9 protein-coding genes and 7 pseudogenes are annotated in these 14,598 nt (G+C 69.0%); 6 read left to right on the plus strand and 10 right to left on the minus strand.

Annotation, left to right across the window (positions count from 1 at the left end):
- The first annotated feature begins 24 nt into the window (after window positions 1–24).
- From OG607_RS02570 to OG607_RS02585, 4 genes are all read left to right on the plus strand, one after another.
- Window positions 25–1,074 (plus strand): sugar ABC transporter substrate-binding protein, encoded by a 1,050-nt coding sequence (locus tag OG607_RS02570; RefSeq protein ID WP_405718140.1) that lies wholly within the window; start codon window positions 25–27, stop codon window positions 1,072–1,074.
- Window positions 1,075–1,163: 89 nt separating this feature from the next.
- Window positions 1,164–2,765 carry a sugar ABC transporter ATP-binding protein gene (locus OG607_RS02575; RefSeq protein WP_405718142.1) on the plus strand — a complete coding sequence of 534 codons (1,602 nt, stop codon included), beginning with the start codon at window positions 1,164–1,166 and terminating at the stop codon, window positions 2,763–2,765.
- Window positions 2,766–2,767: 2 nt separating this feature from the next.
- A complete protein-coding gene (locus OG607_RS02580) occupies window positions 2,768–3,811 on the plus strand; it encodes an ABC transporter permease (RefSeq protein ID WP_405718144.1) in 1,044 nt (347 codons plus the stop codon).
- A 44-nt stretch (window positions 3,812–3,855) separates the two neighbouring features.
- The gene (locus OG607_RS02585) at window positions 3,856–4,545 is read left to right on the plus strand and encodes a FadR/GntR family transcriptional regulator (protein WP_405718146.1); all 690 of its coding nucleotides are present in this window, start codon (window positions 3,856–3,858) and stop codon (window positions 4,543–4,545) included.
- 904 nt (window positions 4,546–5,449) lie between these two features.
- Here the strand turns inward: OG607_RS02585 and OG607_RS02590 are convergent.
- Window positions 5,450–6,562 (minus strand): annotated as a pseudogene (locus tag OG607_RS02590) (AMP-binding protein); the annotation flags it as partial.
- Here OG607_RS02590 and OG607_RS02595 point away from each other — a divergent pair.
- A pseudogene (locus tag OG607_RS02595) lies at window positions 6,557–6,940 on the plus strand (PucR family transcriptional regulator); the annotation flags it as partial. The pseudogenes OG607_RS02590 and OG607_RS02595 sit on opposite strands and share 6 nt — an antisense overlap.
- Entirely contained in the window at window positions 6,937–7,245 is a 309-nt protein-coding gene (locus OG607_RS02600; protein ID WP_405718148.1) for a hypothetical protein, read from the plus strand. The pseudogene OG607_RS02595 and the gene OG607_RS02600, both read left to right, overlap by 4 nt.
- Here the strand turns inward: OG607_RS02600 and OG607_RS02605 are convergent.
- From OG607_RS02605 to OG607_RS02645, 9 genes and pseudogenes are all read right to left on the minus strand, one after another.
- The gene (locus OG607_RS02605; protein WP_405718151.1) at window positions 7,224–8,246 is read right to left on the minus strand and encodes a hypothetical protein; all 1,023 of its coding nucleotides are present in this window, start codon (window positions 8,244–8,246) and stop codon (window positions 7,224–7,226) included. The two genes, OG607_RS02600 and OG607_RS02605, sit on opposite strands and share 22 nt — an antisense overlap.
- Window positions 8,247–8,763: 517 nt before the next feature.
- Complete coding sequence (locus OG607_RS02610) at window positions 8,764–9,261, minus strand: MarR family winged helix-turn-helix transcriptional regulator (RefSeq protein ID WP_405718153.1); 498 nt, start codon at window positions 9,259–9,261, stop codon at window positions 8,764–8,766.
- 371 nt (window positions 9,262–9,632) lie between these two features.
- Window positions 9,633–10,072 (minus strand): annotated as a pseudogene (locus OG607_RS02615) (PadR family transcriptional regulator); the annotation flags it as partial.
- A 228-nt stretch (window positions 10,073–10,300) separates the two neighbouring features.
- Window positions 10,301–11,821 carry an alpha-L-fucosidase gene (locus OG607_RS02620; RefSeq protein WP_405718156.1) on the minus strand — a complete coding sequence of 507 codons (1,521 nt, stop codon included), beginning with the start codon at window positions 11,819–11,821 and terminating at the stop codon, window positions 10,301–10,303.
- A gap of 302 nt (window positions 11,822–12,123) precedes the next feature.
- Window positions 12,124–12,283, minus strand: a pseudogene (locus OG607_RS02625) (3-oxoadipyl-CoA thiolase); the annotation flags it as partial.
- Window positions 12,283–12,369: pseudogene (locus OG607_RS02630) on the minus strand (succinyl-CoA--3-ketoacid-CoA transferase); the annotation flags it as partial. The pseudogenes OG607_RS02630 and OG607_RS02625, both read right to left, overlap by 1 nt.
- Window positions 12,368–12,727 (minus strand): annotated as a pseudogene (locus OG607_RS02635) (CoA transferase subunit A); the annotation flags it as partial. The pseudogenes OG607_RS02635 and OG607_RS02630, both read right to left, overlap by 2 nt.
- Window positions 12,728–12,798: 71 nt before the next feature.
- A pseudogene (locus OG607_RS02640) lies at window positions 12,799–13,609 on the minus strand (mandelate racemase/muconate lactonizing enzyme family protein); the annotation flags it as partial.
- Complete coding sequence (locus tag OG607_RS02645) at window positions 13,606–14,505, minus strand: LysR substrate-binding domain-containing protein (RefSeq protein ID WP_405718158.1); 900 nt, start codon at window positions 14,503–14,505, stop codon at window positions 13,606–13,608. The pseudogene OG607_RS02640 and the gene OG607_RS02645, both read right to left, overlap by 4 nt.
- Window positions 14,506–14,598 lie beyond the last annotated feature (93 nt).

A 14,598-nucleotide genomic window follows, 5' to 3' on the forward strand; every position in this document is an offset into this window, starting at 1 on the left:
CCCGACAAGAGAGAAACCACGGTCATGAAGTTCGTCCGCATGCGCTCCACCGCCGCCATCGCCGCGGCCGCCCTCGCAGTGACCGGCCTCGCCACCGCCTGCAACCGCGGCAGTGAGACCGCGGGCACGAGCGCCGCCAAGAAGCCGGCCATCGGCATCGACCTCCCCCGCTCCGACTCCGACTTCTGGAACTCCTACGCGCAGTACCTGAAGAAGGACATCAAGGCGGACGGCGTCAACAACCTGCCGCTCAGCAACTCCCAGAACGACGTCACCAAGCTGGTCGCCAACGTCCAGGTCTTCGAGAACACCGGGGCCAAGGCGGTCGTCATGGCCCCGCAGGACACCGGTGCCATCGCCTCCACCCTCGAGACACTGGCGTCCAAGAAGATCCCGGTGGTGAGCGTCGACACCCGCCCGGACAAGGGCGACGTCTACATGGTGGTCCGCGCCGACAACAAGGCGTACGGCACCAAGGCCTGCCAGTACCTCGGCAAGCAACTGGGCGGCAAGGGCAAGGTCGCCGAGTTCCAGGGCGCGCTGGACTCCATCAACGGACGGGACCGCTCCGAGGCCTTCGCCTCCTGCATGAAGACCGAGTTCCCGGACATCAAGGTCTTCGAGCTGCCCACCGACTGGAAGGGCGACGTCGCCTCGGCCAAGCTCCAGAGCCTGCTCGCCCAGCACCCCGACCTCAACGGCATCTACATGCAGGCCGGCGGGGTCTTCCTCCAGCCCACCCTGGCCCTGCTCAAGCAGAAGGGGCTGCTCAAGCCCGCGGGCACCGCCGGCCACATCACGATCATCTCCAACGACGGCATCCCGCAGGAGTTCGACGCGATCCGCAAGGGCGAGATCGACGCCACCGTCTCCCAGCCCGCCGACCTCTACGCCAAGTACGCCCTGTACTACGCCGAGGCCGCAGCCGCCGGCAAGACCTTCCAGCCCGGGGCGACCGACCACGACTCCACCATCATCACGATCCCCAACGGCCTGGAGGACCAGCTCCCCGCCCCGCTGGTGACCAAGGCCAACGTCGATGACAAGACGCTGTGGGGCAACAACATCGGCTAGCCAGCCGCCGTGGGTGTGAAGGGATGCGCCAGCGCTCCCTTCACACCCGTATGTTCCCTCCCACCCGTATGCAAAGGACGGTACCCAGCATGGCGGAGACCGTGACCGCCCCGCCGATCACGACCGGGCGGCCCGCTCCGGTGGCCGAGGCGACCGGGATCAGCAAACGCTTCGGCGCCACCGTCGCACTGCGCGACGCCCGCATCTCCATCGCAGCCGGGGAAGCGCACGCCCTGGTCGGCCGCAACGGCGCCGGCAAGTCCACCCTCGTGTCCATCCTCACCGGCCTGCAGCAGCCGGACACCGGGACGCTCAGCTTCTCCGGCGGGCCGGCCCCGTCCCCCGGCGACACCGAGGCCTGGCGGTCGCGTGTCGCCTGCGTCTACCAGCGGTCCACCATCATCGGTGAGCTGTCCGTGGCCGAGAACCTCTTCCTCGACCGGCAGAGCTCCGGCGCGCTGCGGCCCATCCGCTGGAAGGCGCTGCGGCAGCGCGCCGAGCAGTTGCTCGCCGAGTACGGCGTGGACATCGACCCCACCGCCCACGCCAAGGACCTCACCGTCGAGCAGCGGCAGTTCGTCGAGATCGCCAGAGCCCTCTCCTTCGGCGCACGCTTCATCATCCTGGACGAGCCCACCGCCAAGCTCGACGCCCGCGGCATCGCCCGCCTCTTCGACAAGCTCCGCGACCTGCAGCACCGGGGCGTCGCCTTCCTGTTCATCTCCCACCACTTGCAGGAGGTCTACGACCTCTGCGGCACCGTCACCGTCTACCGGGACGCCCGCCACATCCTCACCACCCCCGTCGCCGAACTCGGCCACGGGGCCCTCGTGGAGGCCATGACCGGCGACAGCGCCACCGTCACGGCCCTCGCCCAGGACCGGACCCCGGCCGCCTCCCCCGACGCGCGCGAACTGCTGACCGTCGAGGGACTGGCAATGTCCGGCGCCTACCAGGACCTGACGCTCTCGGTCCGCGCCGGCGAGGTGGTCGGGCTGGCCGGCGCGACCGCCAGCGGCAACGTACGCCTCGGCGAGACCATCGCCGGGCTGCACCGTCCCGAGTCCGGGCGGATCGCGGTGGCCGGCCAGGAGCTCCGCGCCGGCAGCGTCCCGGCAGCGCTCGCCGCCGGGGTGGGCCTGGTGCCTGAGGACCGTCACCTCCAGGGACTGGTCAACAACCGCAGCGTGGCCGAGAACGCCACACTCACTGTCACCGACCAGCTCGGCCCGTACGGCATCGTGCTGCCCTCACGGATCAGGATGTTCGCGCAGCGCATGATCGAGGACCTGGACATCAAGACGCCGGGGCCGGCGACCCCGGTCTCCGCTCTGTCCGGCGGCAACCAGCAGAAGGTCGTCATCGCCCGAGCCCTGGCCACCGACCCGCAGGTGCTGGTGACCATCCGTCCCACCAACGGTGTGGACGTGAAATCCAAGGAATTCCTGCTCGGCAAGATCCGGAAGGTCGCCGACGACGGCCGGGCCGCCCTGATCATCTCCGACGAGCTGGACGACCTGAAGGTGTGCGACCGCGTCGTGGCCATGTTCCACGGCCGCGTTGTCGCGGAGTTCCCACGCGGCTGGCGGGACGACCAACTGGTCGCCGCCATGGAGGGCGTTGCCAGCACGCCCCCCGACGCCGAAGCACCGCACCGCGGCATCGCCGACACCGAAGAGCACGGAAGGTAACCATGTCCGCCACCACAGATGCCACCGAAACCGCGGCCACCTCGGCGAAAGCGCCCGACGCGCACAACGCCGGCCGTCTTCCCAGCCTCTCCCGCTTCCGCGAGCTGTCCCTGGTCCCGGCCATACTCGTGCTGGGCCTCATAGGCTTCATCGTCTCCCCTGCCTTCCTCACTTCCGACAACCTCCTCGGGGTGGCCCAGCAGTCCACCGAACTGAGCCTGCTGGTCCTGGCCGAGGCGCTGATCCTCATCGTCGGCCGGATGGACCTGTCCCTGGAGTCCACCATCGGCGTGGCCCCCGTCATCGCGGTCTGGCTGGTCCTGCCCTCCAGCGGCGGACGGTTCACCGGTCTCGGGCTCTTCCCCGAATGGGCGGCGATCCCGCTGTGCCTGCTCGTCGGGGCACTGATCGGGGCGGTCAACGGCTTCCTCATCCTCAAGCTGCGGCTCAACGGATTCATCGTCACCCTCGGGGCCCTCACCATGCTGCGCGGCCTCCAGATAGCCATCTCCGAGGGCCAGTCCATCGTCAACATGCCCAGCTCCTTCAGCTACCTGGGCCACGCCTCCTGGCTGGGCGCCCCGGCCGCCATCTGGATCTGCGCGGTGCTCTTCGCCATCGGCGGCTCCGCGCTGGCCTGGCTCCGCCACGGCCGGGCCCTGTACGCGATCGGCGGGAACCCCGAGGCCGCCCGCACCGCCGGCATCCGCGTCGACCGAATCACCTGGGCCGTCCTCATCATCGGAGGCCTGCTCGCCGCCTTCGCCGGCATCCTCTACAGCGGCCACTACGGCTCCATCTCCGCCGACCAGGGAAGCGGCTGGATCTTCCAGGTCTTCGCGGCCACCGTCATCGGCGGCGTCAGCCTCAACGGCGGCCGCGGCACCCTTTTCGGCGCCCTGACCGGTGTGCTCACCCTGCAACTCGTGGTCAACGTCATGACCCTGGCGGGCGTACCCCCGCTGTGGAACCAGTTCCTCAACGGCGCCATCATCATCCTCGCCCTGATCATCTCCCGCTTCGCCTCCGGCGAGAAGCAGGACTAGGACCAGCTGGTGACCACAGCCCCGGCCCCGGAGAGGACGCCCTCGTGGCACTGACCGACGAAGCGATCGGCAAGATCAAGCAGATGATCATCACCGGTGAACTGGCCCCCGGCTCCCGGCTTGCCCGCGAAGAGGTCCTCGCCGGACAGCTGGGGCTGTCGCGCAACTCACTGCGCGAGGCCGTCCGGGCGCTGACCGCGATGGGGATCCTCGTCGCCAGGCAGGGCGACGGAACCTACGTCTCCAGCCTGGAGCCGCACCTCCTGCTGGAGAGCCTGTCGTTCGCCGCGGACGTCTCCCAGGGGCGCACGGCCCTCCAGCTGCTCCAGGTACGCAGGCTGCTGGAGCCCCCGGCCACCGCATGCGCTGCCACATTGCTCCGGCCACAGGACAACCAGGCCCTGCGTGGGATCCTGGACCGTGCCCGGTTGGCGGCCACCGTCGACGAGTTCGTGGCACTGGACATCGATTTCCATCTGCGGATCGTGGAGGCCGTCGGCAACCCGGTTCTGACCATGCTGCTACGGGTGCTCTCCACGCGTACCCAGCGGGTCCGTATCATCCGCGGCACCCAGATCGAACGGACGCTGGAGAGTGTGCACCAGGAACACGAGGACATCCTCCGTGCGCTCCAGTCCCGGGACGCACTGCTGGCCGCATCAGCCGCAACCGTCCATGTGGCCGCTGTCGAACGATGGCTGGAAGCCAACACGATCACCGAGGAGACGGCCTGACACCAGGATCCGTCGGGCAGAGCGGGCGTCGAAGTCGAGCAGGCGCCGGTGGCTCGCCGGCCTGGCGCAGGTGGCAGCGGTTCGCGTTATGGGAGCGCGGCCGTCGATCCACACTGATTGACCGTCTGCCTGTACTTCTTCGCTTCCTGACCAGTCATCTGGACCGCCCGGTCCCACCCGGGGGTCACGGCCGCGCCGGCAGGACCGTCCGAGCGAGTCGCGTAAGGGGCGGAAGTGAATCCGGCCGGTCCTCTGCTCACGGGGCCGGTTCCCGGACGCGCGCCGCTACGCCGGGACCGGCTCCGGGCGGGCTGTCGAGCGGCGGCCGGAGGAGCGCAGGTAGGTGCGGCCGATGACCGAGGCCGCGACGCCCACACCGGCCGTCACGTTCCGGTCCCCGTCGCGGCCCTGCCCACCGGCGCCTTCCTCAACGGCCTGGCCATCGATCCCCCGGGGCGCACCCCGTACGCCGCAGCCACCCTGCTGAACACCATCCGGGCCATGCCGGTCCCGGGCGGAGAGGCGACCGCCTGGCTCGTCGATCCCGCCCTTGCCCCCACTCGGCCGGAACCACCGCAGACCGCGCGCCCGGTCCCGTCCGGACCGTCAGCCACGACGTGCCCGGCATCGACTTCAGCTTCCTCAGCGCGACGGAACCGCCGAGACCGTGCTGACCAGCGCCGGCGGCCTCTCCGCCCCGATCGCCACCGCGGCGCGCGGCGCGCGGCGCCCTGCTGTACATCACCGACAGCGGAATCGCCGAGGAGACTCACGACCCGAAACTGCAGACCGCCCGCATCGACATCGCCGCTCTGCTGAGGGGCCCGAGAAGCTGAACAGAAGCCGGAGCGACGGCCCTTGGCACCCTGCGCGGCCTGCCGCAGCATCCCTCGCGGCGGCGCCGTCAGACAGTCGGCTCCGCCGCCGGTGCGCTGATCTGCCGCTTGAGGATCTTGCCGCTCGGTCCCATCGGCAACGTGCCCGTGAGCCACACAGTCCGGGGGTACTTGTACGCCGCTATCCGGTCCTTGACGTACTGCCGCAGTTCCTCGGCCGTGGTCTGCGCGCCCGTGCGCAGGACCACCGCGGCAGCGATCTCCTCGCCGAGTTCCTGATGCGGTACGCCCAACACCGCGGCGAGGGCGACATCCGGGTGTTCGTGCAGGACCTCCTCTGTCTCGCGCGGGTAGACGTTGTAGCCACCGCGGATGATCATGTCCTTCTTCCGGTCGACGATGTAGAGGTAGCCGTCCTCGTCCCGCCGGGCCAGGTCACCGGTGCGCAACTAGCCGTCCGGGACTGCGATCGCTGTCTCCTCGGGACGGTTCCAGTAGCCCTTCATCAGGTTGGGGCCGCGCACGGCCAGCTCGCCGACCTCGGCGTGGCCCACGTCCTGGCCCGTGTCGTCCAGCAGCCGGACCTCCACGTCCTGGATCGGGGTGCCGATCGAGCCGGCCTTGCGGGGCCGGTCGAGGTGGTTGAACGTCACCACCGGGCTCGTCTCGGACATGCCGAAGCCCTCCAGCACCGCGCAGCCGAAGCGCTCCTCGAAGCCGCGCAGCACCTCCAGCGGCAGGGAGGCGCCGCCGGAGACGCACATCCGCAGCGTCGACACGTCCGCTTCCGCCGGGTGCTGCAGCAGGGCCGCGTACATGCTCGGTACGCCCCCGAAGACCGTCGCCCGGTCGCGGGCGATGGCGTCCAGCACGGTCTGCGGGTCGAAGCGCGGGATGAGCGTGAGCGAGGCGCCGCTGCGGACGGCCCCGCTCATCGTGCAGATCTGGCCGAAGATGTGGAACAGCGGCAGACAGCCCACCACCACGTCGTCCGACGTCATCCGCTGGACGTGGACCTCATTGGCCTCGGTGTTGTGCCGCAGCCCGCCGTGGGTGAGCGCGGCGCCCTTGGGCTTGCCGGTGGTGCCGGAGGTGTACAGCAGGACAGCCACGTCGTCGTCCGCCGTCCGCGCCACCTCGCTCAGCGGTTCGTGTCCGGCCAGCAGCGCGGCGAAGCAGGCCTGCCGGGCCACAGCCCAGGCGTCGCCCGTTTCGACGACAATCCCCTCGCCATGCTCGTCGCCGCCCCCGCCGAGGCCGCCCACCTGATGAAGGTGCTCCTCAAACCCATCCTCGACCTCCCGGGCCTCGAACGCACACGTCTCCTGGACACCCTGGAGCACTGGTTCGCAGCCGACGGCTCCGCCACGACCACGGCCCAGCGCCTCTACGTCCACCCCAACACCGTCCGCTACCGCCTCCGCCGCGTCGAGGAGCTGACCGGCCGTTCCCTCTCGGATCCCCATACCGTGGCAGACCTCGGCGCCGCGCTGCTGGCCACGCGAAGCCCTGCGGCGGGGCGAAGCCCGGACACCGTCCAGAAGACACCGAGTGCATGACCTGGCCCGAGCCGGACGGGCCGAGCTTCGTCATCCTCGCCGTCCCGCCCGACGTGGTGTACGCCGATCCCCTTTCGATCCGGTCGGGGCCGCCGCCGAAGCCGCACGCGACAGCCCCGGAATCGCCGCGCTCTTCGAGCCGGGCGACCTGGGGGCGTGCACACCACGCTCGCCGTCAGGGCCTCCTGTTGCTCGGTTTGATTTACGCCCATGAGCTGTACTGGAGGCCCTGCCTCAATGCCCGGGCCGCCGGAAGACCACCCGGCCGGGAACCCTTGTTCGGCTATCTCTCGATCGCCTTCTGAGACAGAGAGACCAGCGTGGAGTCGTCCACCTGCGATCCGTCCCACATGGCGGTAAGGCGGGTGATCTTTCCCCAACCGTCCAGTTCCAGGGCGATGACGCCCCGGGGAACGGGGCCGTCAGAAGCGGTCCATTCGTACCCGCCGCCCGCCGCGCTGCCGACGACGTGTCGAACGGCCGTACTCCCACCGGAGTACGGCAGAAGGGAAGCAGCGCCGGTGAGGTAGGAACCGATACTTCTGGGGCCGACGATCTGCACGTGTGCCGGAATGTCCTCGAAAACGGCGCCGGGTGCGAAAAGGTCCGCTGCGCTCGCCCCGTCGCCGGCCCGCAGAGCCCGAGCGAGTGTGTACGAGGCGTTTTTCATGGTGTGCGCTGCGGTCTCTCCGACGGTGGATTCACGGAAGTCCGCCGGGAACGTGTCCGCAGGCACTCTCAGCTTCGCCGTGTCGGATATACCGAAGTGCCTGCCGTCCCAGTAGTCGATCTGCCGGGTGATTTTCCGATCGCTGAAGTTGATGACACCCACCGCACGGATCTCGGAGGACCCGAACAGGCCGGCCGTGTCAGTGAAGAACACAATGGCGCCGGCCGAGTTTCCCAGTATCCGGGTGGGATAGGACTTACCGTCCTTGGGCCAGTTCGGCATGAACTGGCCCAGCGCCGTCCGCAGGGAGTCCCAGTCGTACCAGGACCACCCCAGAACGGCGTCGATGTAGGTGACAGGGTTGTGCGAGAAGAAGGTCATCGTCCCGTCCGGATCGGCCGCACTCTTGCGGGCGAGGTAGTCCCGGACCAGCAGGGTCACATCGGTGGTGGCGTGGGAACCGTCGATGACGATGTCGACGCCGGGGAACACGAACCCACCACTCGCACCGGCAGCCGACGCGGTCGGGGCGGGAAGCAGCGACGCGGCGGCGATACCCGCACCGCCGAGCGCGGCTCCTTGCAGCAGCCCCCGTCTTGTCGTGCCGTTCTCCGCCTGCTTGCTGACTCTCATCATGTGCCTCCTCATCGGGACATGCTTGTCGCGGCCTCCGCCTCCGGCACCCGTATGTGTGCCGCAGCGCCGAGACCAGCTGGTTGAACACCGCAAACATTACTCCTACGTGCGTGCGCACGCACGTACTTGCGCCATGGAATGTGGGTCATGTGTCAACTACGCTCCGCGCGCAAGGCACTGCTCCGAGCGCTCGACGGCAACGAAGCGCGGCCGGGAGCGAGGCCTGTTCGGGTGCCAAACGAACCGGCGGGACACCGGGCTCTCGGAGGCCGCGGCCGCGTCGGGAACGGCAGGGGAAGGGACTGGGACCGGCGGTGGTCAGGCAGGTCGATCCGGAGGCACCGGGCCTGGCCGCGGCCGCATCGGGGCCGGGGCGGGTGCCGTGGGCCGTACTGCTCACGGTGCAGCGGCCGATGACCTGCCTGCCCGTGCGCACGGACTGACATCACATGCCAGGCAGTCCACCCGCACGAAGCGCAGCCCGCTCGCGCCGTCGTCGCCAATAGGACGCTGGCCGCTAACGACCGGACGTCGCCCGCGTCGGGGCCTTCACGGAGTTGCCGGGATTGGCAATGCTGTCCAATGCCCGCGCCAAGGCGTCCAGGTCGACGCCCTCCAGGTGGTCGAGCAGATGCCGGCGAATGCTCAAGACATGGGTATAACGCGCCTGTTCCAGCCTGGCGAGCCCCACGTCGGTGAGGATGGCGTTGGCGCCACGGCCGTCGTCACTGGCCTGCACGCGCCGCACAAGCCCGTCGACCTCCAGCCGTCCAACCGCACGGCTGATGGCACTCGGCGACTTGTGGCACTGGGCGGCCAGGTCGACGAGCCGCGATGTGCACTCGGGTGCCTCGGACAGGAACATCAGCACCAGGTACTCGGTATGCGTCATGCGCTCTGCGCGATTCAGGTCGGCATCAAAGGCCCGCATCATCGCCGCCACCGCCGGGAGCAGCGCCCTGATCACCGCCTGTTCGTCGCGGCGGAGAGGAGGGACCTTGTCACCCGCTGTCATATCGCCCATCTTACAGAGTGCTTGCGCAAGCACGAAGTGGGGGTGAGAAGCAGTAAGGCGGTCAGCGCGATCATGCAGCACACCGGCGAGGTCATGTAGTCCCGACCTCAGGATCCGGCCCTGTGACGCCCTGATCGCCAACGCGGTGCGCGGTCTGGAACCGCGCGACTTCCGCGCCGTAAGCACCGGTGCCTTCGCGCCTCTGCTCTGCCGTGCTGTCCTTTGGCGGGGCTTGTGTGAAGTCACAGAGGTGGTCATGAGTTCCCCCGCATCGACGGACGCACCCTGCGGTTCCAGCACCGGCGGCCGGAGCTGTCGGCCGCAGCAACCGAGCACGTGGGCCAGCGAGGCGTGGCCGAGGCGCTGGAGGTTCAACGGCCGTGTTCGAGGGCCGCGAGTTCCGCGAGGGCGGTGTCGAGCCAGGAGACCCAGTGGGTCTCCTGGCTGATGCCGCCCAGCAGTACGAGGTGCTGCAGGCGGTCCTTCTCGGATGGCGAGCGCGAGGTGAAGTCGCGCTTCTCGATCTCCAGGTACTCGTCCAACTGCGTCTGGTGCAGGCTCCGGTGGCGTTCCAGCTCCTGCCTCAGCCCGGCGGTGCCTACGACGGCGGCGGCGCGCAGACGCAGCAGCAGGCTGTCGCGCAACGGCTTGGGATTGGATCCTCGCTGCGGGCCACCCACTCGACGAGTTCGTCACGTCCGGCGGGCAGCACCTCATACTCCTTGCGGACCCCGGGCGTCGGCAGTGCCTGGACGAGTCCGGCCTCCTCCAGCCGCCCCAGTTCCCGGTACACCTGCTGGTGCGTCGCGGCCACCGGCGTCACCCCGCGCGTCCCGGAGAGGCCGGTGCCGCGGGTCCCCTGAATTCGGTGGGTGCCGTTGGCGGTCGAGCCGCCGAGCCAACGAGTGCGGCGGCGCTGTTCAGCGCCGCCGCCTCAGATGAACCGCTCAGGGGTGAGTATGAGCCGCTGGTGCTGCCGGTCCGGACGGAGCTACGCATGGGGAACCGGTGGTTGTGCGGAGGGACCGGCGCGCGGCGGTCAGCCGATCTTGGTCATGCTCCACTGCTGCGGCGTTCCGCTGTTGGAGGTGTACTGGATCACCGAGCTGCCCTCGGTGGTGACGTTGCCATTGTCCAGGGCCTTGCCGCTGTTGGCGCACACCAACCGGTACACGCCCTCCGGCAGGACCGCGGGCATGCCGCTGACCTCGACGCAGACCACCGAGACGTCGGCGTTGGGCGCGGTTGCCGGCACCGTTACGTTGATGGTGCCGCCGCTGACGGTGTAGGAGAGCGAGGTGGAGGGGTCGTTCAGCAGATAGACGCGGCCGATGGTGTTGTAGACCTCCGGGATCCGGAGCACGCCGTCCGTGGGCCACGTGAAGATGTGGGTGAACAGCTTGCCGTCCTTCATGGTGAACTTGCCCCAGGACGGCTCGGCGGCGAAGGGGCTGCCGCTGGTGCCGTAGACGCTGTCTCCGTAGGTGCTCATCCAGGAGGCGAATCCATTGAGGACGTTCACGGTGCCCGAGGTGAGCGTGCCGTCGCCCTTGGGGCCGACGTTGAGCAGGTAGTTGCCGTCGCGGGAGACGACCGTGACGAACTCCCTCAGGAGGTCGTGGACGGACCGGTAGGAGCTCTCCTTCGACTGGTCGTAACCCCAGGCGCCGTTCATCGTGGCGCAGGTCTCCCAGGGCCGGTCCATCGGTGTGGCGGGGACCGTCTGTTCCGGGCAGGCGAAGTCGCCGAGGCCGAGGTCGCGCTTGACCCGCTCGTTCACGATGAGTCCGGGCTTACGGCTGATCAGCCAGTTGTACAGGTCCTGGCCGTCTGACTTGATCCACCAGTCGTCGAGCGTGGGGGTGGACGGGTTGCCGCACCAGTCGCCGTCGAACCACAGCACGGCCGGGTCGTATCGGTTCAGCAGCTCCTGCAACTGGGCCTTCATGTCGGTGATGTAGGCGGTGCGGGCGGCCTGCGAGGCCATCGTGGAGTACACCGTGCTGTGGTTGGCGGTCTGGGAGGAGTGGTTCCAGTCCATGATCGAGTAGTACAGCCCGAACTTGACGCCCCGGCTCTCGCACTCCGTCTTCAACTGCGCGAGCAGGTCGGGCTGGTAGCCGCTGTAGTCGCGCAGGTTGTACTGCTTGGTGCCCGTGGTGTCGGTGAAGCTCGCCACGTCGGAGTCCCACATCGCGTAGCCCTCGTGGTGCTTGGCGGTGATCACGAGGTACTTCATGCCGGCGTTCTTGGCCAGCTCGGCGATGGTCGCGGCGTTGAAGGAGGTCGGGTTGAAGTGCGCGCTGACCTGGTTCTGGTAGTCGGCCTTGGCCCAGTTCTCGCTGTAGAACGCCCACTCGCCGTGGCCCCGGTAGGAGTAGGACCCGAAGTGGATGAACATCCCGAACCGGGCCTGGTACCACCAGTCCATCTTCGAGGGAACCGTGTACGCCTCGGCGGCGGAGGGCCACAGGGCCTGCGGCAGCCCGAAGGCCGCCACTCCTCCGGCGAGAGCGGCGGCCTTCATCAGAGAGCGCCTGCTGAGGCGAGCTGAGGACATGGTGCGGCTCCATGTGTCGGGGGAACAAGGGCAGGGCGTTAGGAGCGGAACGCCGGCATGGCGGCCGTGCTCCGCGTCGCCCCGAGAGAAGACATCGGATGGATTTATAGGAGCAGGATGGCGTGCGCGTCTATAGGTGGGACGAGATTCGCCCAAAATGGCGAAGCAGATAGGAAGTTCCGGGACATGTTTAAGAGTGAAAGATCACCCATCCATGGAAGCCCAGTCCTATACATCGGAGCTCTTGAGGCTGAGCTCTTCTCGATCAGAGACCCAGCACCCAGGCTCCACGGCTCAGTCGAGCGGCGGAACCTGTGGGCGACGGTGCCGGCGAGGCGGGCGCCGGAGGCGCCGAGTGGGTGGCCGAGGGCGGATGGCGCAGACCTGCGGGTTGAGGATCGCGGGATCGAACTCGGGCCACTCGGCGACGCAGCCGAGCACCTGGGCGGCGAAGGCCTCGTTGCGTCGGTCTTGGCGGTGATCTCGTCAACGGTCACCCCGGGTGCGGTCTCCGCCAGCAGCAGCCCGTCGTCGGTGACGTCCAGGACGGCCCGCCATCGCCGCGAGCGGGTTGAAGTTGCGGGACGACTTGTTGAACACCAAGTTGCCGCACCGGTCACCTTTCACTGCCCTCACCAGCGCGAAGTCGGTGCGGATGCCGCTCTCCAGCACGTACTCGGTGCCGTCGAACTCCCGTACCTCCTTCGGCGGGGAGGCCAGCGCGACGCCGCCGGAGCCGACCCAGCGCCACGGCAGCCCACCCTCGACGACCTGGGTCCCCACCCCAGCCGGGGTGTAGAAGGCGGGGATCCCGGCACCGCCGGCGCGCAGCCGCTCGGCCAGCGTGCCCCGCGGGATCATCTACACCTCCAGTTCCCCGGCCAGGTACTGGTGGGCGAACTCCTCGCGGGGCGCCAGGCGTGCCAGCCGGCGGCGGCGATCAGCTTGCCGCAGGAGCCGTCGGTCGGGATCTGGTCGGTGAAGCCGGTCCGGGCGGTCTTGATGGCGGTGGCGGAGCCGCCGAGCAGCTCGCGGGTCACCTCACCGGGGCGGGTGGCGCTCTCGTCGGCGATGAACGGCACCGGGCTCCGCGCGACCAGCCAGCGGCGCCCGAGCACATCGTCGGCGGGGCAGAGTTCCTCGGCGAAGGTCAGCCCGAGGTCGGCCATCTCGCGCAGGGCGCGCGGAGTCGGACGCCGTCCAGCCGCGGTTGCTGTCGGTGTAGAGCTCCACGTCCGTGCCGAGCGCCTCGCGCAGCGCACGGCAGGCGGCGACGTCCTCGGTGTAGGGCTGGCGGCCGACCTTCACCTTGAAGGTCGTGACGCCGTAGGTGTCACGTATCCGCTGGGCCTCCGCGACCATTTCGGTGGCCTGGGCGAAGCCGGCCATGTGGCACACCCGCATGCGGTCGGTGTAGCCGCCGAGCAGTCCGGACACCGACATGCCCGCGACCTGGCCGACGATGTCCCACAGGGCCATGTCGATCGCCGCCTTGGCGGTCGGATTACCCACCGTCCGGTCCAGGCGCGCGTGCACGGCCTCCCGCTCCAGCACTGACAGGCCGAGGAGCTGGGGGGTGGGGATCTTGTCGATCATCGCGATGATCGACTCCTGGGTCTCGCCGTAGGTGTAGGGGCGGGGTGGCGCCTCGGCGGTTCCCGTCAGCCCCTCGTCCGTGTGCAGCCGGACCAGGACGTGGTCGGCGGTGCGCACCTCACCGCTGGCTAATTTCAGCGGCTTCGCATAAGGAATGGCAAAGGGAATTGTCTCGACTTGGACGATCTTCATGCCAATCCTTCGATGAATACGCCATTTCGATCCAGCACCCGCAGGAGATTCCGCACCAGCGGCGAGTCGTCCGCAGCACGCCAGGCCAGGACCAGCGGCACCGACAGCGCGTCGTCGATGTTTTTGCACAGCACGCCCTCGCGTTTCGCGGAGCGGATCGAGTCGGGCAGTACCGCGATGCCGAGGCCGGCGGCTACCAGGGCGAGCGCGGCGGAGGTCTCGGTGACCTCGTAGGCGCAGTGCGGGTAGAAGCCGGAGGACAGACAGCTGCGGACGACGGCGTCGTTGACGACGGAGCCGAGCGTGGCGCCGTACATGATGAAGTCCTCGTGCCGCAGCTGCTCGATCCGGACGGTGTCGACCTCGGCGAGCCAATGCTCCTCCGGTACCGCGACGACCAGCGGTTCGTCGGCGAGCGGTCGGTGGGTGAGGCCCTCCTCGCGGACCGGGGGGCGCAGCACACCGACATCGAGGCGCCGCTCGACGAGCGCCGCCTCCTGGGCGGGCGTGAGCATCTCGGTGTGCACCTCCATCATCACGTGCGGCATCTCCTGCTTGAGCAGGCGTGCCAGGGCAGGCAGTTGGCGGTACGAGGCGGAGCCCGTCAGACCGACGCGCAGCACGCCCTCCACCCCGGTGGCGAAACGCCCCGCCCGGGCCGCTGCCTCGTCGACGTCCTTGAGGATGCGCTCCACGTCTGTGCGGAACACCTCGCCCGCGCCGCTCAGCGCGACCTGCCGGGTGGTGCGCGTGAACAGCTCCACGCCCAGTTCGCTCTCCAGGCGACGGATCGCCTGGGACAGCGGCGGTTGCGCCATGTGGAGGGCCTCCGCGGCCTTTCCGAAATGGCGCGTCTCGGCGACGGCCAGGAAATACCGCAGATGCCTGAGTTCCATCGGGCTGCCCCTTTCATGTTGTGGGGCCCTCGAACTGCGCGAGCCGCCCACTTCCTGCGAACGGACCCGGTCATCACCGAGTGGGCCGCCGCC

Source organism: Streptomyces sp. NBC_01537 (assembly GCF_045040445.1).
Lineage (GTDB): Bacteria > Actinomycetota > Actinomycetes > Streptomycetales > Streptomycetaceae > Actinacidiphila.